General features: G+C 68.6%; 14 protein-coding genes. All 14 read left to right on the forward strand.

Annotation, left to right across the window (positions count from 1 at the left end; all coding sequences use genetic code 11):
• Positions 1-15 precede the first annotated feature (15 nt).
• The 14 genes from IFT54_RS05955 (at position 16) to IFT54_RS06020 (ending at position 18,347) form a co-directional block, all read left to right on the forward strand.
• Positions 16-1,482, forward strand: a complete 1,467-nt coding sequence (locus IFT54_RS05955; RefSeq protein ID WP_192069947.1) for a UDP-N-acetylmuramoyl-L-alanyl-D-glutamate--2,6-diaminopimelate ligase — start codon at positions 16-18, stop codon at positions 1,480-1,482.
• On the forward strand, positions 1,479-2,861 hold the full coding sequence (locus IFT54_RS05960; protein ID WP_192069948.1) for a UDP-N-acetylmuramoyl-tripeptide--D-alanyl-D-alanine ligase: 1,383 nt from the start codon (positions 1,479-1,481) through the stop codon (positions 2,859-2,861). Before IFT54_RS05955 ends, IFT54_RS05960 begins: the two co-directional genes overlap by 4 nt.
• A complete protein-coding gene (mraY, locus tag IFT54_RS05965; protein WP_031395401.1) occupies positions 2,862-3,932 on the forward strand; it encodes a phospho-N-acetylmuramoyl-pentapeptide-transferase in 1,071 nt (356 codons plus the stop codon).
• Complete coding sequence (gene murD, locus IFT54_RS05970; protein WP_031439536.1) at positions 3,929-5,242, forward strand: UDP-N-acetylmuramoyl-L-alanine--D-glutamate ligase; 1,314 nt, start codon at positions 3,929-3,931, stop codon at positions 5,240-5,242. Before mraY ends, murD begins: the two co-directional genes overlap by 4 nt.
• A gap of 5 nt (positions 5,243-5,247) precedes the next feature.
• Positions 5,248-6,480, forward strand: coding sequence for an FtsW/RodA/SpoVE family cell cycle protein (locus IFT54_RS05975; protein WP_446740663.1), 1,233 nt, complete (start codon positions 5,248-5,250; stop codon positions 6,478-6,480).
• The gene (gene murG / locus IFT54_RS05980; RefSeq protein ID WP_192069950.1) at positions 6,477-7,634 is read left to right on the forward strand and encodes an undecaprenyldiphospho-muramoylpentapeptide beta-N-acetylglucosaminyltransferase; all 1,158 of its coding nucleotides are present in this window, start codon (positions 6,477-6,479) and stop codon (positions 7,632-7,634) included. The genes IFT54_RS05975 and murG overlap by 4 nt, the downstream gene beginning before the upstream one ends.
• Complete coding sequence (gene murC, locus IFT54_RS05985; protein WP_192069951.1) at positions 7,631-9,061, forward strand: UDP-N-acetylmuramate--L-alanine ligase; 1,431 nt, start codon at positions 7,631-7,633, stop codon at positions 9,059-9,061. Before murG ends, murC begins: the two co-directional genes overlap by 4 nt.
• A gap of 80 nt (positions 9,062-9,141) precedes the next feature.
• On the forward strand, positions 9,142-9,999 hold the full coding sequence (murB, locus tag IFT54_RS05990; protein WP_446740660.1) for a UDP-N-acetylmuramate dehydrogenase: 858 nt from the start codon (positions 9,142-9,144) through the stop codon (positions 9,997-9,999).
• Positions 9,996-10,949, forward strand: coding sequence for a D-alanine--D-alanine ligase (locus IFT54_RS05995; RefSeq protein WP_192069953.1), 954 nt, complete (start codon positions 9,996-9,998; stop codon positions 10,947-10,949). Before murB ends, IFT54_RS05995 begins: the two co-directional genes overlap by 4 nt.
• Positions 10,946-11,893: a cell division protein FtsQ/DivIB gene (locus tag IFT54_RS06000; protein ID WP_192069954.1), complete on the forward strand. Its 948-nt coding sequence runs from the start codon at positions 10,946-10,948 to the stop codon at positions 11,891-11,893. The genes IFT54_RS05995 and IFT54_RS06000 overlap by 4 nt, the downstream gene beginning before the upstream one ends.
• A 1-nt stretch (position 11,894) precedes the next feature.
• Positions 11,895-13,157 carry a cell division protein FtsA gene (gene ftsA / locus IFT54_RS06005; RefSeq protein WP_031393123.1) on the forward strand — a complete coding sequence of 421 codons (1,263 nt, stop codon included), beginning with the start codon at positions 11,895-11,897 and terminating at the stop codon, positions 13,155-13,157.
• A gap of 114 nt (positions 13,158-13,271) precedes the next feature.
• Entirely contained in the window at positions 13,272-14,879 is a 1,608-nt protein-coding gene (gene ftsZ, locus IFT54_RS06010) for a cell division protein FtsZ (RefSeq protein ID WP_192069955.1), read from the forward strand.
• Between the two features lie 112 nt (positions 14,880-14,991).
• Positions 14,992-17,184: a tetratricopeptide repeat protein gene (locus IFT54_RS20410; protein WP_192069956.1), complete on the forward strand. Its 2,193-nt coding sequence runs from the start codon at positions 14,992-14,994 to the stop codon at positions 17,182-17,184.
• Positions 17,181-18,347 carry a deoxyguanosinetriphosphate triphosphohydrolase gene (locus IFT54_RS06020; RefSeq protein ID WP_192069957.1) on the forward strand — a complete coding sequence of 389 codons (1,167 nt, stop codon included), beginning with the start codon at positions 17,181-17,183 and terminating at the stop codon, positions 18,345-18,347. Before IFT54_RS20410 ends, IFT54_RS06020 begins: the two co-directional genes overlap by 4 nt.
• The last annotated feature ends 28 nt before the right edge of the window (positions 18,348-18,375 follow it).

Here is an 18,375-nt window from a genome sequence, read left to right on the forward strand (position 1 = left end):
CATGAGGATCGGTGCATGAAACTGGCAACGCTGATCGGTAAGGGCCCCGTCAGCGATGACGGGGCATCAGTGCACGGATCTGCGCCGCGCGACGCGTATGACGGCAACGTCACGGGCTTCGCGATCGACCATCGCAAGGTCGCGCCGGGGACGATCTTCGGGGCGTTCGAGGGCGCGCGCGTCAACGGCGAGGACTATATCACCGACGCGATCCGCGCGGGCGCGATCGGCATCGTCGCGCGGCCGGGCCTCGCGGTCGAGGGCGCGGCGTACATCGCCGACGAGACCCCACGCGAACGGTTTGCGCAGCTCGCGGCGACGTTCTTCGCACCCTTTCCCGCGACGACGGTCGCGATCACGGGCACCAACGGCAAGACGAGCTGCGTCGAGATGACCCGCCAATTGTGGCGGATGGCAGGCCATCACGCTGCGTCGATCGGGACGCTGGGCGTCACGACCGCCGACGAACGCGTCACCACCGGCCTCACGACGCCCGACGTCGTCACCTTCCTGTCGAACGTCGCCGGGCTTGAGCGCGAAGGCGTGACGCATCTCGCCTTCGAGGCGTCGAGCCACGGATTGACCCAGTATCGCACCGAGGGACTGCCCGTATCGGCGGCCGCCTTCACCAATCTCAGCCGCGACCATCTCGATTATCACGGCGACATGGCGGCCTATTTCACCGCCAAGATCCGGCTGTTTTCGGAAGTACTGCGCCCGGATGGGGCGGCGGTGGTATGGGCCGACGATCCGCAGGCGGCGCGCGTCATCGACCTCGCGCGGGAGCGCGGCAACCGGCTCGTGACCGTCGGCACGCGCGGGGATACGCTGCGACTGGTCGATCGCGATCCGACATTGCTGGGGCAGGGGCTGACGATCGAGGCGGGGGGCCAGACCTACCGCGTGACGCTGCCGCTGATCGGCGGATATCAGGCGGCCAATGCACTGGTGTCGGCGGGGCTGGTGATCGCGACCGGGGGCGATATCGCGACGACCATCGCCAATCTGGCGCGGTTGCAGCCCGTGCGCGGGCGGCTCGAGCGTGCGGTCATCGCGCGCTCGGGTGCGCCGGTCTATGTCGATTATGCGCATACCCCCGACGCGCTGGAGGCGGCGATCGCCGCGCTCAAGCCGCATGCGGGCGGCCGGCTGATCGTCGTGTTCGGCGCGGGCGGCGACCGCGATACCGGCAAGCGCGAGACGATGGGGCAGGTTGCGATGCACTACGCCGACCGCGTGATCGTCACCGACGACAATCCGCGCACCGAGGATCCCGCCGCGATCCGCCGCGACGTGCTGAAGGGCGCGCCCGGCGCGATCGAGATCGGCGACCGGCGCGCGGCGATCCAGGCGGCGATCGACGAAGCGGGCAGCGACGACATCGTGCTGATCGCGGGCAAGGGCCACGAACAGGGCCAGATCGTCGGCGACATGGTGCTGCCGTTCGACGATGTCGGCGTCGCGCGCGAGTGTGCGGCATGAGCACTGCGGTGCCCCTGTGGACGTCTGCCGAGATTGCTGCGGCGACCGGCGGGGTCGCCTCGGCCGAATTTGCCGTGACGGGCGTCGCGTTCGATTCGCGCGAGGTTGGCCCGGGCGACCTGTTCGTCGCGATGAAGGGCGAGGCGAGCGACGGCCATCTGTATCTCGACCAGGCGTTCGCGCAGGGTGCGGCGGGGGCAATCGTCTCCGAACCCTGCGCGCATCCGCATGTGCTGGTCGCCGACAGCTTCACCGCGTTGCAGATGCTCGGGCGCGCGAGCCGGGCGCGCAGCGGCGCGACGATCATCGGCGTCACCGGATCGGTCGGCAAGACGAGCGCCAAGGAGGCACTGTTCGCGGCGCTCGATCGCGGCGCACCGGGGGCGGTGCATCGTTCGGTCAAGAGCTATAACAACCATACCGGCGTACCGCTGAGCCTCGCGCGGATGCCGCGCGACGCGCGTTTCGGCGTGTTCGAGATGGGGATGAACCATGCGGGTGAGCTGGCCGAGCTAACGCAGATCGTCCGCCCGCATATCGCGGTCGTCACCGCGATCGCGCCGGCGCATACCGAGTTCTTCCGCGACGAAAGCGCGATCGCCGATGCCAAGGGCGAGATCTTCGCCGGGCTCGAGCCGGACGGCATCGCGATCATCCCCTTCGACAGCCCGCATCGCGACCGGCTGACCGCGGCGGCGGCGCCGCATGCGTCGCGGATCGTGACCTTCGGTATCGCGAAGGGTGCCGATGTCCGCGCGATCGAGACGGTCCGGCTGGCGACCGGCGCGACGTTCGTCACGGTCCAGCAGGACGGCCGTGAGCTGAGCTTCACGATGGCGCAGCCGGGGATGCACTGGGTTTCGAACGCGCTGGCGGTGGTCGCGTGCGTCGAGGCGGCGGGCGCGGATCTCGGGCTGGCGGGACTGGCGCTCGCCGAACTCGGCGGGCTGCAGGGACGCGGTGCGCGGTTCATGACGACGCTCGCGGACGGGCAGGCGCTCGTGATCGACGAAAGCTATAATGCGAACCCCGCCTCGATGCGTGCGACGCTCGCCGTGCTGGCCAAGGAGCCCGGGCGGCATGTCGCGCTGCTCGGCGAGATGCGCGAGCTGGGCGAGGCGTCGGCGGACTATCATGCCGGGCTTGCCGAGCCGATCCTCGCGGCAAACGTCGAAATGGCGCTGCTGGTCGGTGAAGCGATGGCGCCGCTCGCGCAAGCGCTTGAGGGGAAAGTCGAAACCGTCCATGTGGGCGACGCTGCGGCCGCGCTGACGTCGCTACGGACGATCCTGGCGCCGGGCGATGCGGTTCTCATCAAGGGATCGAACGGTGTAGGGCTCGCGCGGGTCGTGACGAGTCTCGGGGGCGGGAAGACGTAAATGCTGTACTGGATCGCCGCACATCTGGGTTTCCCGGGGATATTGAACCTGCTCCGCTATCAGTCGACGCGGACGGGCGGGGCGGTCGCGACTGCGCTGATCATCGGCCTGATCATCGGGCCACGCTTCATCGGCTGGCTGCGCGTGCGTCAGGGCAAGGGCCAGCCGATCCGCGCCGACGGCCCGCAGACGCATCTCGCCAAGCGCGGCACGCCGACGATGGGCGGGCTGATGATCCTCACCAGCATGACGCTGGCGATCCTGCTCTGGATGGACCTGAGCAATCCCTATGTCTGGTCGTGCCTGTTCGTGACGCTGGGCTTTGGCACGATCGGGTTCATGGATGATTACGACAAGGTGCGGAAGGCGAGCACCGCGGGCATTTCGGGTCGTACGCGGCTGTTGCTCGAATTCGCGATCGCCGGGATCGCCGCGACGATCATCATGTCGCAGAACGGGCCGCATCTCTACCTGCCGTTCACGTCGCGCATGTATATCGATTTGGGCTGGTTCTTCCCCGTCTTCGCCGCCTTCACGATCGTGTCGTTCGGCAATGCCGTGAACCTGACCGATGGGCTCGACGGGCTGGCAACGATGCCGGTGATCATCGCGAGCGTCGCGTTCATGGTGATCGTCTATCTCGCGGGCAATGTGAAGTTCGCCGACTATCTCGGCATCCCGCACGTGCCCGGCGCTGGCGAGCTCGCGATCTTCTGCGGCGCGGTCGTCGGCGGCGGTCTGGCGTTCCTGTGGTTCAACGCGCCGCCCGCGGCGGTGTTCATGGGTGACACCGGCAGCCTCGCGCTCGGCGGCGCGCTCGGCACCATCGCCGTCGTCGCGCATCACGAGATCGTGCTCGGGATCATCGGCGGGCTGTTCGTCGCCGAGGCGATGAGCGTGATCATCCAGGTGTTCTTTTACAAACGGACCGGCAAGCGGGTGTTCCGGATGGCGCCGATCCACCATCATTTCGAACAGCTCGGCTGGAGCGAGCCGACCGTCGTGATCCGCTTCTGGATCATCGCGCTGGTCCTGGCGCTGGTCGGCCTGTCGACGTTGAAGCTGCGGTGATCGTCGCTGAGGCCTGGCGCGGAAAACGCTGTGCGGTGCTGGGGCTGGCGCGATCGGGTGCGGCGACCGTCCAGGCGCTGGTCACTGGCGGCGCGGGCGTGGTCGCGTGGGACGACGACGAAAAGAAGCGCGCGGTTCTGGCCGAGAGCATTCAAGACCTGTCGGTCACCCTCGATGACGTCGATCTTCGGTTTGATCCGTTGGACGATCTGGCGGGGTTCGACGCACTGATCGTGTCGCCAGGGGTGCCGCTCAACACGCATCCGCTCGCCGCGGCCGCGCGTGCGGCGGGCGTTCCCGTCATCGGCGACATCGAACTCTTTGCGCAGGCCCGCGCCGACCTGCCGTCGCACAAGGTCGTCGGGATCACGGGCACGAACGGCAAGTCGACCACCACCGCGCTCGTGCATCATATCCTGCGGACGGCGGGCGTGCCGACGCTGATGGGGGGCAATATCGGGCTGCCGATTCTGGGGCAGGATCCGTTGCCCGAGGGCGGCGTCTATGTGCTCGAGCTGTCGAGCTATCAGATCGACCTGACTCAGACGCTCGACTGCGACGTCGCGGTGCTGCTCAACATTACCCCCGACCATCTCGATCGCTATGACGGCTTTGCCGGCTATGCGGCGTCGAAGGCGCGGCTGTTCGCGATGCAGACGGTGCCGCATCTCGCGATCGTCGACCACGGCGCAGAGGCGGAGCATCGTCTACTGGGTGACGCTCCCGCTGACCTTACGATCCAGTTCATCGACCGGATCGACATCGGCGACCAGGGCGGCTGGCCGTCGCTGCAGGGGCCGCACAATGCGCTAAACGCGCGTGCCGCCGTGGGGGTCGCGCGCGCGCTGGGTGTGAGCGAGGTCGATATCGATCGCGGGCTGGTCAGCTTTACCGGCCTGCCGCACCGCATGCAGCAGATCGCCTCCTATGACGGCGTCGCCTATGTCGACGACAGCAAGGCGACCAATCCGGAGAGCGCGGCGCCCGCGCTGGCGGCATTTGAGCGGGTCCACTGGATCGTCGGCGGGCGCGCGAAGGGGGATGACCTCGATGCGTGCAGGCCCGGCTTCGGCCATGTCGTGCACGCCTATACGATCGGCGAGGCCGGGCCGCGGTTCGCCGAGATCCTGGCCGGGTCGATGCCGGTCGACCATGTCGGCACGCTCGACGCGGCCGTCCGCAGCGCGGCGGCCAATGCCCGGCCCGGCGACACGATCCTGTTGTCCCCGGCCTGTGCGAGCTTCGACCAGTTCGCCGATTACGAAGCGCGCGGCGCGGCCTTCCGCGCGACGGTCGAGTCGCTGGCATGAGCGATATGCGGACACCGATGATGAGCGCAGGGCACAAGACCGGGATCGTCGCGAAGATGAAGCGGCGCGGCGGGCGTGGCGATCAGTCGCCGCTTGGCACGTGGTTCTGGGATATCGACCGGATGCTGCTGCTGCTGACGCTGTTCCTGATCGCGATCGGGCTGATCGCGGTGGCTGCGGCGTCGCCCGCGACCGCAGTCCGCTATTCGGGCGAGCATCACAAGCTGACGCCGCTTTATTATTTCTGGCGTCAGCTGATGTGGGTCGGCGTCTCGATGCCGGTGCTGTTCGGGGTGTCGATGATGCCCGTCGCAATGGCGCGGCGCATGGCGCTGACCGCGGCGGCGGTGCTGCTGCTGATCCTCGCGGTGACGCCGTTCGTCGGATCCGAGGTCAACGGCGCGCGTCGCTGGATCGGCTATGGCTTTGCGCAGTTCCAGCCGTCCGAGTTTCTGAAGCCGGTCTTCATCGTCACTGTCGCCTGGCTCCTGTCGCTGCGCGCGAAGGATCCCGAACTGCCGACCGTGCTGATCACGGGCGGGCTGACCGGCACGATCGCAGTCATGCTTATGCTGCAACCCGATTTCGGCCAGACGATCATCTATTGCACCGTGTGGATGGCGTTGCTGATGATCGCGGGAACGCCGATGCGCGTGATGGCAGGCCTCGTCGGCTGCGTGCCGGTCGGGTTGGTCGCTGCCTATATGTTCTACGGCACGGCGCGGTCGCGGATCGACGCGTTCCTGTTCCCGGGGATCGAGGGCGAGGGCGCGTCGGATCACTTCCAGACCAATGCCGCGCACAACACGCTGACCGCGGGCGGCTGGACCGGCACGGGGCCCGGCGGCGGCATCGCCAAGTTCGGGCTGCCCGAGGCGCATACCGATTACATCTTCTCGGTGATCGGCGAGGAATTCGGGCTGATCGCCTGTTCGGTGATCGCGGTGATTTTCCTTGCGATCGTCGTGCGCGTGTTCGTCAAGCTGCTGGACGAACAGGATGAATTCAAGCTTCTGGCCTCGGCCGGGCTGGCGACGCAGTTCGGCGCGCAGGCGCTGGTCAGCATGGCGGTGAACACCGGGCTCGCACCGTCAAAGGGCATGACGCTGCCGTTCATCAGCTATGGCGGGTCGTCGATGATCGCCTTGTCGGTCGGCATGGGGTTGCTGCTGGCGTTTACCCGGCGCAATCCGTTTCTCACGCGGAGCCCCTATGTCGTCCGCTGGAGTGGTGAATGACTGTGAATCAACGTCCCCGGCATTTCGTGCTCGCGGCAGGCGGGACCGGCGGACACATGGTGCCCGCGGCGGCGCTTGCCGCTGAGCTGACGAGGCGTGGCCACCGCGTCGCGCTGGTCAGTGATGAGCGCGGCGTGCGGTTCCCCGGATTGTTCGAGGGAATTCAGACGCATGTCCTTCCCGCCGGGCGCTTTACCGGCGGACCGCTGGGCTGGGCCAAGGCGACGCGATCGATGTGGCGCGGGCGGATGATGGCACGTGAACTCTATCGCACGTTCAAGCCGGCGGCGGTGATCGGCTTTGGTGGCTATCCCGCGCTGCCCGCGCTGCTGGCGGCGTTTGCGAATCGGATCCCGACCGCGGTGCACGAGCAGAATGCGGTGCTGGGGCGGGTGAACCGGCTTGTGGCACGACGCGTCGACGCGATCGCGACCTCGTCCGAGCCGACCGAACGGCTCGCGTCCGGGCTCCTCGCCAAGACGCATCTCGTCGGCAATCCGGTGCGCGAGGCGGTGCTCGCATTGCGCGCCAGGCCCTATCCGCTGCTCGAGGAGGATGGCATCTTCCGTGTGCTGGTGACCGGCGGTAGCCAGGGCGCGAGCATCCTGTCTCAGGTCGTTCCGGATGGGCTCGCGATGCTGCCGGTGACGTTCCGGCGGCGTCTGCAGGTCACGCATCAGGCGCGGATCGAGGATATTGACGCCGTGCGCGCGCAATATGCCGAGCATCACATCCCGGCCGAACTCGCCACCTATCTGCCCGACATACCCGAACAGCTCGCCTGGGCGCATCTGGTGATCGCGCGCGCGGGCGCCTCGACGATCGCGGAGCTGACCGCGGCGGGGCGGCCGGCGATCCTGGTGCCGCTGCCGGGCGCGACCGACGATCACCAGACGGTCAACGCCCGCGAGATCACCCGCGCCGGCGGCGCACGGACGATCCGGCAGGGCGACTTCACTGCGGTCGAACTCGCCAAGCAGATGCAGAAGCTCGGGCTCGATCCCGCCGCGCTGCAGAACGCCGCGGGACGCGCGCGCAGTTGCGGCCGCCCCAATGCCGCGAGCGATCTGGCCGATCTGGTCGAAAGCCTCGATGCGCCGGTGTCGCGACTGCCGGTCGGGCGCCCATCCAAGCCAAAGGTACAATTTGCATGAAGGGTGTAGCGACCGATATCGGCACGATCCATTTCGTCGGCATCGGCGGGATCGGCATGTCGGGCATCGCCGAGGTGATGAAGAATCTCGGCTACCGCGTGCAGGGCTCGGACGTGGCCGAGGGCTATGTCGTGCAGGGCCTGCGCGACAAGGGCATTCCGGTCGCGATCGGCCATGCCGCGGAAAATATCGGTGACGCGGCAGTCGTGGTCGTCTCGACTGCGATCGTTCGGTCGAACCCCGAGGTCGAGGCGGCGCTCAACGCGCGCGTACCCGTGGTGCGGCGCGCGGAGATGCTGGCCGAACTGATGCGGCTGAAGTCGACCGTCGCGGTTGCCGGCACGCACGGCAAGACGACGACGACGTCGATGGTCGCCGCGCTGCTCGATGCGGGCGGGGTCGATCCGACGGTAATCAATGGCGGGATCATCAACAGCTACGGATCGAACGCGCGACTGGGTGCGAGCGACTGGATGGTGGTCGAGGCGGACGAGAGTGACGGCAGCTTCCTGCGATTGGACGGCACGATCGCGGTCGTCACCAACATCGATCCCGAGCATCTCGATCATTATGGATCGTTCGACGCGGTGAAGGATGCGTTCGTCGAGTTCGTCGAGAACGTGCCCTTCTACGGCGCGGCGTTGCTGTGCCTCGATCACCCGGAGGTGCAGGGAATCCTGCCGCGCGTGCGCGATCGGCGGATCGTGACCTATGGCTTCTCGGCGCAGGCGGATGTCCGCGGCGTCGAGGTGACGCCGATCCCGGGCGGCAACCGCTTCGACTGCGTGGTGCGGACGCGCGACGGCGCGACGCGGACGATTGCGGGGATCGAGATGCCGATGCCGGGCCGGCACAACGTCCAGAACGCGCTGGCCGCGATCGGCGTCGCGCTCGAGCTGGGCATCGAGGATGCGACGATCCAGCAGGGCTTTGCCAAGTTCGGCGGCGTGAAGCGGCGCTTCACCAAGGTGGGCGAGGTTCCGGTCGAGGGTGGCGGTGTCGCGATCATCGACGATTACGGGCATCACCCGGTCGAGATCCGCGCGGTGCTGGCCGCCGCGCGCGAGGGCGCGAAGGGGCGCGTGATCGCGGTCGTGCAGCCGCATCGCTATTCACGGCTCGGCAATCTGATGGAGGATTTCCAGACCGCGTTCAACGACGCGGACCGGGTGCTGGTGACGCCGGTCTATGCGGCGGGCGAGACGCCGGTCGAGGGCGTCGATGCGGCGGCTTTGGTCGAGGGATTGAAGCGGCGCGGCCACCGGTTTGCGGGCGTGGTCGCGGATGCGGATGCGCTGGCGGCCGAGCTGGCGGCGACGATCGAGGCGGATGACATGGTCGTCTGCCTCGGCGCGGGCGACATTACCAAATGGGCGGCCGGGCTCGCCGACGCGATCGCGGTCGAGCGTGCGAAGGTGCCGGCGTGAGTTCTGCATCTCCTTGTGTCCCCGCGAAGGCGCGGACCCAGACCGGGCTCCCGCCTTCGCGGGAGACCATCAGGGGGAGCGTGGAGGCCGGGGGTTCGCTCGCGGACTTCATCTGGTTTCGGACCGGCGGGCCTGCCGAGTGGCTGGTGCGACCTGCGGATGTCGAGGATCTGGCTGGGTTGTTGAAGACTCTCGATCCGTCGACGCCGGTCCTGCCGGTCGGCGTCGGCTCCAACCTGATCGTCCGCGACGGGGGTGTGCCGGGGGTCGTGGTGCGGCTGCCCAAGGCAATGGCGAAGGTGTCGGTCCAGGACGGTCGCGTTCGTGCCGGGGCGGGGGCGATGGGGATCACGGTCGCCAGCGCTGCACGCGATGCGGGGATCGCCGGGCTCGAATTCTTGCGCGGGATTCCGGGGACGGTCGGCGGCGCGGTGCGGATGAACGCGGGGGCCTATGGACGCGACGTCAGCGATATTCTGATCGAGGCCACCGTCGTCACGCGCGACGGCGCGGTCGAGACCTGGCCCGCGGCGCGGTTCGGCTATGTATACCGGCATTCGGACCTGCCGGCGGGGGCGGTGGTGGTCGAGGCGGTGTTTTCGGGCACGCCCGGCGAGCCTGCCGTGATCGGGGCCGAGATGGACCGGATCGCCGCGGAGCGCGAGGCGTCGCAGCCGCTCCGGTCGCGCACCGGCGGATCGACGTTCAAGAATCCCGAGGGGCACAAGGCCTGGGCGCTGATCGACGCCGCCGGGTGCCGCGGGCTGACGCGCGGCGACGCGCAGGTCAGCGAGAAGCATTGCAATTTCCTGCTGAACCTCGGGTCCGCGTTGAGCGCGGAGATCGAGGCGCTGGGTGAAGAGGTACGGACCAAGGTGAAGGCGCATTCTGGGGTGACGTTGGAATGGGAAATCCAGCGGGTCGGGGTGGCGAAATGAGCGGTCCGCTTCACATCGCCGTGCTGATGGGCGGCTGGTCGGCGGAGCGTGAGGTTTCGCTGATGTCGGGCAATGGCTGCGCCGATGCGCTCGAATCACTTGGTCACCGCGTCACGCGGATCGACATGGGACGCGACGTCGCCGCCCGGCTGGCCGACGCCAGCCCCGATCTCGTGTTCAACGCGCTGCACGGGACGCCCGGCGAGGATGGCTCGGTGCAGGGGCTGCTCGACCTGATGGGGTTGCGCTACACGCATTCGGGGCTTGCGACCTCGGTGATCGCGATCGACAAGGTGCTGACCAAGCTGCTGCTCGTCCCGGCCGGTGTACCGATGCCGGGTGGGCGGATCGTCCGCTCGGTCGACCTGTTCGAGGGGGATCCGATGGCACGCCCCTATGTGCTCAAGCCCGTCAACGAGGGGTCGTCGGTCGGCGTGGCGATCGTCACCGACAGCGGCAATTACGGCAATCCGATCGCGCGCGACGCGGTCGGGCCGTGGATCGACTTCGACGAACTGCTCGCCGAGCCGTATATCCGCGGGCGCGAGCTGACGACCGCGGTGCTGGGCGGTCGCGCGCTCGGCGTCACCGAACTCAAGCCCAAGAGCGGCTGGTATGATTACGACGCGAAATATACCGACGGGATGACCGAGCATGTCTGCCCGGCGGACATTCCCGACGAGATCGCCGACGCCTGCAAGAGCCTCGCGCTCGAGGCGCACCGGCTGCTCGGCTGCAACGGCGCATCGCGATCCGACTTCCGCTGGGACGACGAGCGCGGGGTCGACGGGCTGTTCCTGCTCGAGGTCAACACGCAGCCGGGCATGACCCCGCTCAGCCTCGTGCCTGAACAGGCGCGGCACATCGGCATGAGCTATGCCGAGCTCGTCCAGGCGATCGTCGACGAGGCGCTGTCGGATCATCCGCTGGCGCCGGGCGGGGCGCCATGAGCCGGACGATCAAGCGCGGCCCGCCACCCAAGCGGCCCGCCCCGCGGCGCAAGGTCGCGGTCAAGAAGGTGTCGGTGCTCGATCGGCTGGTCGGGATGCTCCCGGTCAGCGAGGACACGCTGAAGAAGATCGCGACCTGGTCGATCCTCGGCGCGGGCGGCGCGGTCGTGATCGCGGCGGCGACATGGATTGGTATCCCCGGCATGATCGGCGGCGCGATGGCCGAAGGCGCCGGGCGCGCGGGGTTCAAGGTCGACCAGATCGAGGTCACCGGCCTGAAGCGGATGGACCGCATGTCGGTCTATGCGGTCGCGCTCGATCAGCAGAGCCGCGCGATGCCGCTCGTCGATCTCGAGGCGGTGCGCCGGAAATTGCTGCGCTATGGCTGGATCGCGGACGCACACGTCTCGCGGCGGCTGCCCGACACGTTGCTGGTGGACATCGTCGAGCGCACGCCCGCGGCGGTGTGGCAGGACAATGGCAATCTGACGCTGATCGATGCGTCGGGCGTGCTGCTCGAACCGGTGCAGCCGGATGCGATCCCGAACCTGCCGCTGGTGATCGGGCCCGGCGCGGACCGGCAGGAAGCGTCCTACCAGGCGCTGCTCGCCGCCGCCCCCGCGCTCAAGCCGCGGGTGAAGGCGGCGACTTGGGTCGGCAACCGGCGCTGGGACCTGACCTTCGAGAGCGGCGAGACGCTGGCATTGCCCGAGGACGGGGCGCCGCGTGCGCTGGTGAAGTTTGCCGAGCTCGATGGCGCACGGCCGCTGCTCGGGCGTGGCTGGATCCGCTTCGACATGCGCGATCCGACCAAGCTGGTCGCGCGCAAGCCGGGGGCGAGCCTGGCGCACAGCGTCGACGTGCCCGCGCCGGTATCCAGCGAGCCACAGACGACTATACCGTCGCAGACGGCGGACGCGAACTTAACGGGCGGGGAGGGATGACATGGCGAAGGTGGCACCGGAAGGGCTGATCACGGCGCTCGATATCGGGTCGTCGAAGGTTTCGGCGATGATCGCGCAAAAGGGGGATGGCGGCGAGCTGATCGTGCTCGGCACCGGCCAGCGCGAGAGCCGCGGCGTCAAGCGCGGCTATATCGCCGACATGGCGACGACCGAGGCCGCGGTGCGCGAAGCGGTCGAGCAGGCCGAGCGGATTGCCGGCATCAACATCGAGAATGTCTGGGTCGGCTTCTCGGCCGGCGGGCTTGTGTCCGACGTCGCCGAGGTCGAGTTCGAGCTGGGCGGCCACCGCGTCGAGCAGCAGGATATCGATGCGCTGCTCGCGGCGGGCCGCAACTCGATCGATCCGCAGGGGCGGATGGTGCTGCACGCGCAGCCCGCGCTCTATACGCTCGACGGGCTGACGGGCGTGAAGACGCCGCTCGGGCTGCATGCCGACCGGCTTGGCGTGCATATCCATGTCGTGGCCGCAGACGGTTCGCCGGTGCGCAATCTCGATCTGTGCGTGCGGTCGGCGCATCTCGAGGTGAAGTCGATCATCGCCTCACCGGTCGCGACCGGGCTTGCGTGCCTCAGTGACGAGGAGCGCGAGCTCGGTGTCGCGCTGGTCGAGATGGGGGCGGGGATCACCAATGTCTCGCTGTTCGCGGGCGGGATGCTCGTCGGGCTGACCTCGATCCCGATCGGCGCGCAGGACATTACCGACGACATCGCCAGTGCGTTCGGGACGCGGCGGCAGAATGCCGAGCGGATGAAGTGCTTCCACGGTTCGGCCAATGCCTCCCCCCGCGACAATCACGACATGATCCCGGTCATGCCGATCTCGGCCGAGGACGGCGCGGGCGAGGGCGCGCAGATCACCAAGGCGCAGCTGATCAGCGTGATCCGCCAGCGGCTCGAACATCAGATGGGCGAGGTGCGCAATGCGCTGAGCACGCTCAAGTTCGAGGGGCCGGTGGGGCGCCAGGTCGTGCTGACCGGCGGCGGCGCGGAACTGAAGGGCATTGCCGATTATGCGCAACAGGCGCTCGGGCGGTCGGTCCGGATCGGCCGACCGCGTGGATTGACCGCTCTGCCCGAGGCGCATGGCGGACCGGCCTTTGCGACGCTAGCGGGGTTGGCCTTCTATGCGGCGACCGATCCGATCGACCTGCGCGGTATTGCACCGCAGCGGACGATCGTTCACCGGCCAAAGGGAATCGGTATGGTCCGCAAGTTGATTCAGGCGGCACGCGCGAATTATTGAGAGTTTCGAAACGGCTGACGCTATTTCGGCTGGAACAGCCGGTAGCGTTGGTGCACACAGGTTAATCAGGGGCCCGGCCGTAGCGTATCACCGGGATGGGCGGAGAAGCAGGCGATGAGCATCGAATTTCTGAGTCCCGAAGTGGACGAGCTGGCCCCCCGCATCGCGGTGATCGGGGTCGGTGGCGCGGGCGGTAACGCGATCGCGAACATGATGAGGGCCGACGTCCAGGGCGTCGACTTCCTCGTCGCCAATACCGACGCGCAGGCGCTCAAGCAGTCGACCGCGCCGCAGCGGATCCAGCTGGGCACCAAGATCACGCAGGGCCTCGGTGCTGGCTCGCGTCCCGAGATCGGCCGCGCGGCCGCCGAGGAGACGATCGACCAGCTCGCCAAGATGCTCGAAGGCGCGCACATGTGCTTCATCACCGCCGGCATGGGCGGCGGCACCGGCACGGGTGCCGCCCCGGTCATCGCCAAGGCGGCGCGCGACATGGGCATCCTGACCGTCGGCGTGGTTACCAAGCCGTTCGCGTTCGAGGGCAATCGTCGCGCCAAGTCGGCCGATGGCGGCATCGAGGAACTGCAGAAGTACGTCGATACGCTGATCGTCATTCCGAACCAGAATCTGTTCCTGATCGCCAACGCGAACACGACCTTCAAGGAAGCGTTCTCGATGGCGGACGAGGTCCTCCAGCAGGGCGTCCGCAGCATCACCGACCTGATGGTCATGCCTGGCCTCATCAACCTCGACTTTGCCGACGTCCGTTCGGTGATGCAGGAAATGGGCAAGGCGATGATGGGCACCGGCGAGGCGAGCGGCGACAATCGCGCGCTCGAGGCGGCGCAGAAGGCGATCTCGAACCCGCTGCTCGACGGCGTCAGCATGCAGGGTGCCAAGGGCGTGATCATCTCGATCACCGGTGGCGACGACATGCGCCTGCTCGAAGTCGACGAAGCCGCGAATCACATTCGCGACCTGGTCGATCCCGATGCGAACATCATCTGGGGTTCGGCGTTCAACCAGGAGCTGGAAGGCAAGATCCGCGTCTCGGTCGTCGCGACCGGGATCGATGCGGACGCCAAGCCCGCCGTCGCGCCCGAGCCGACGCGCTCGTTCAGCTTCGGAATGGGACGGAAGAACGACGAATCGACGTCGTTCCGTCCGAGCGAGCCCGCAGCACCGACCGGCACGACTGGCACGGGCGACGAGCCGCTCGACCTGTCGAGCGCGGACGCGGTACAGTCCGGCACCGGTGACGAGGAACTCGTCCTGGGCCAGGACAAGATGGTCCCCGCCGCACCGGCCGCACCGCAGTCCTATGCCCCCGCGCCGACACAGGCTGCGCCTGCACCCGCCCCGGTGCAGCCGCCGGTCCAGGCTCAGCCTGCGCCGCAGCCGACCGCGCGTACGCCCCAGGCGCCTGCCTATCAGGCTCCGCCGCGCTCCTACGCGGACGATCGTTATGCCGCTCCCACGCCCGCGGCCCCGGCGCCGATGCCGGCTGCGGACGAGGGTGGTGCACGCCGTCGCTGGCTCGCCCCGGGTGCGGAAGCTGCGCCCGAGGCCGCCACCCCGGCGACGCCGCGCGTCAAGCTCGGCGGGACGCTGTTCGAGCGCATGTCGAATGCGGCGCGCGGCGCGGCCAAGGAAGACGGCGAGGCGGCCCCGACCGATCCGCTCGACATTCCGCGCTTCCTGCACCGCCAGAACAACCAGTAACGGCCTGCACAAAGGGGCGCGCCGGTTCGTCGCCGGCGCGCCCCGTCCTGGCGCGTAGCGCGCCGCGACATGTTGCCCGTTCCCGCGCGCTCGGGTCTAGCTACGGGCACCCATGATCTTCCCGACCCATCATCTCCTGACCGCCGCGCTCGCGCTGGTTCTGGTCACCGCCCCGAGCGGCGCGCGGGCGCAGGAAGTCGTCCAGCCCCTGCCCGGAACGACCGACGCGGATCGCCTCGGCGACACGATGCGGCAGCTCGCGTCAAACCCGCGCAACGTCGATGCGCTGGTACGCGCGGGGGATCTGTCGATCGGGCTCGGTGATCTGAGCGGTGCCGCGGCACTGTTCGCGCGCGCCGAGAAGGTCGATCCGCGCAACGGCCGGGTGAAGGCCGGCATGGCCTCGATCCTGGTCCGCTCCGAGCGACCGGGCGAGGCGCTCCGCTATTTCGCGCAGGCCGAGGCGTTCGGGCTCCAGCCGCGCTATTATGCCGCGGATCGCGGGCTGGCCTATGACCTGATCGGCGAACAGGACCGGGCGCAGCGCGACTATCGTGTCGCGTTGCGCGATGCCCCCGATGACGAAACCGTCCGGCGTTACGCCCTGTCGCTCGGCATATCCGGCAAGCGTGATCTGGCGCTGCAGCAGCTCGACCCGCTGGTCCTCAAGAAGGACCGTGGAGCGTGGCGCGCGCGTGCGTTCATCCTGGCGATGAACAACGACGTGCGCGGCGCCGAGACGATCGTCACGACGATGATGCCCGGGGCTGCGGCGCGTGGTCTGCAGCCCTTCTTCCAGCGTCTGCCATTGCTTGCGCCCGCAGACCGCGCCTTTGCGGTGCATTTCGGCGAAGTCCATGCGACGCCGCAGCGGATCGCCGATGCGCGGATGACGCCGGTCCTGCCGCAACTGGGTGCCGATCCGACCGCGCCGGTGATGCTCGCGGCGGCCGAGCCGCAGCCCGCACCACAGCCGACGGGCCGTGCCAAGGCGGGCGCCGATCGATCGGCTACCCGCCGCGACAAGCCCGCACGGCCGGGTCGCGTCGAAGTCGCCGCTGTGACGCCGACGCCGACCCCTGCGCCGACTCCGGCCCCAACGCCTTCGCCCGTCCGCCCGGCGGCAACCGTGCAGGCGTCCGCACCGATGGTCATGGTCCAGCCGCTGCCGAAACCACCGGCGGTGCTGGCATCGACGCAGCCGGTCCAGCGGCCGGCCGGTCCTGCAGCCGCCACGACGCTCGCACCGTCCGCGCCGACATCGACCTTCGTCCAGCCCCTGCCGGCCCGGACGACGTCGGTCGCGGCGGCGGACGCGAACCGGGTCTCGCAGGCGAGCGTGGCGGCGTCTTCGCCGGCGCGCGCGCCCGATACGCCCGGTGCGCTGCCCTCTGCGATCGTCGCGCAGATGGCGGCGCTGCCGACCGCTCCAGCGACGACCGCCGGAACGACGCCGCCGATGATTCCGCGGACCACGACGGCCCCGGTCACGGTGTCGTCGGCTGTCCCGACCACGCCAGCGGCGGCGGGTGTCGTCGCTAAGACCGTCCCGGCGACGCCCACCGCCGCTGCGTCCGGCATCGGGTCGACCCCGACGCAGGTCGCGGTCGCCGCCACGCCTGCTCCCACCGGGCGGAGCATCCCTGTCAGCGAGGATTCGATCCTCGCACGGATCATTGCCGGGCTGTCGATCCCGGCATCCGAACTCGGTGTCGCGCCGATCGCTCGGGCTGCACCCGTGGTGCCGGCAACGGCCTCCGGTGTCGGCCCGGGCGACGACGCCGGCGCACGTGCGCTCGCCGACGCGAAGGCCAAGGCGGAGCGCGATACCGCAGCCGAGGCGGAGGCGCTTGCGGCGACCCGGCTCGCCGAGGCGAAGGCGGCGCGCGCGAAGCTGGCGGCGGACAAGAAGATCGCCGACCGCAAGGCGATTGCCGACAAGAAGCTGGCCGCCGAGAAGAAGGCCGCCGCCGAGAAGAAGGCGATCGCCGACAAGGCAGCGGCAGAGGAGAAGCGGATCGCGCGCGCCAACCCCGAGCGCATCTGGGTCCAGGTGTCGACCGGCGCGACCGAGGGTGACCTGCCCAAGGCGTGGAAGGGCGTGAAGGCGAAGGCGCCGACCGTCGTCGGAACGCGCGGCGGCTGGACGGCGCCGTGGGGCGCAACGAACCGCGTGCTGGCAGGGCCGTTCAAGACCGCCGCGGAGGCGCGGACCTTCGTCAATGCGCTTGCCAAGGAGGGCGTCTCGACCTTCTCCTTCACCAGCGATGCCGGTCAGGTCGTCACGAAGTTGCCCGCCAAGTGAGCGCGCGTGCGCCCTGGGCCTCGGACCCAGCGCGGAGCAAAGGTCGGCTTCACGAGGAACAGAACGGGACCGTCCGCGGCCCGCGCGACGCATTCCAGCGTGACCGTGACCGGATCATCCACTCGATCAGCTTCCGCCGGCTGCGCCACAAGACGCAGGTCTTCATGGCGCCCGACGGCGATCATTTCCGCGTCAGGCTGACTCATAGTCTCGAGGTCGCGCAGATCGGCCGTGCAGTCGCCCGCACGCTCGCATTGAATGAGGATCTGACCGAGGCGCTGTGTCTCGCGCATGACATTGGCCACCCGCCCTTCGGTCATGCCGGCGAGGATGCGCTGAAGATCGCGCTGACCGGGCAGGGCGGGTTTGACCATAATGGCCACACGCTGCGGACGCTGACCGAGATCGAGCGCCCGTATCCGCGATGGAACGGGCTGAACCTGACCTGGGAAACGCTCGAGGGACTGGCCAAGCATAACGGGCCGGTGCGGCACCCCGGCTGGGCGCTGCGCGTGGCGGATTCGGCGTTCGATCTTGCGCTCACGAGCTTTTCGTCGCTCGAGGCGCAGGTCGCGGCGATCGCCGACGACATCGCTTATGACAATCACGACATTGACGACGGGCTGCGCGCGGGATTGCTGACGCTCGACCAGCTGATGGCGGTCCCACTGATCGCGCGCGGCTGGGACGATACCTGCGCGCGCTTCCCCGATGTCGAGCCGAAGCGGCTGATGGGTGAACTGGTGCGCTCGCAGATCGGCACGATGGCCAACGACCTGATCGCCGAAACGCGTCGCCGGATCGCGGCAAGCGGTGTCACCAGCGTCGAGGACGTGCGCGACGCGGGCGAATGCCTTGTCGGATTTTCCGATGCGATGCGCGAGGAAGAGCGCGATCTGAAGCGGTTCATGTACGCGAACCTGTATCATCATCCGCGCCAGATCGCCGCGGCGGATGCCGCACACGGGATCGTGACCGGGCTGTTCGCGATCTATCGCGACGATCCCGGCACGATCCCCGAGGAATGGCGCGACCGCCTGCCCCAGGCGGATCCGGATCGCAGCCGGCACATCGCCGACTTCATCGCCGGCATGACCGATCGCTATGCCATCTCGCGCTACCGCGAGCTGGTCGGGCCGATCGATCTGCCCGAGGGGTTCTGAAGCCCGGCCGATTTCGCGGGATCAATGT

It is taken from the genome of Sphingomonas sp. CFBP 13714, assembly GCF_014842205.1.
In the GTDB taxonomy this organism is placed as follows: domain Bacteria; phylum Pseudomonadota; class Alphaproteobacteria; order Sphingomonadales; family Sphingomonadaceae; genus Sphingomonas; species Sphingomonas aerolata.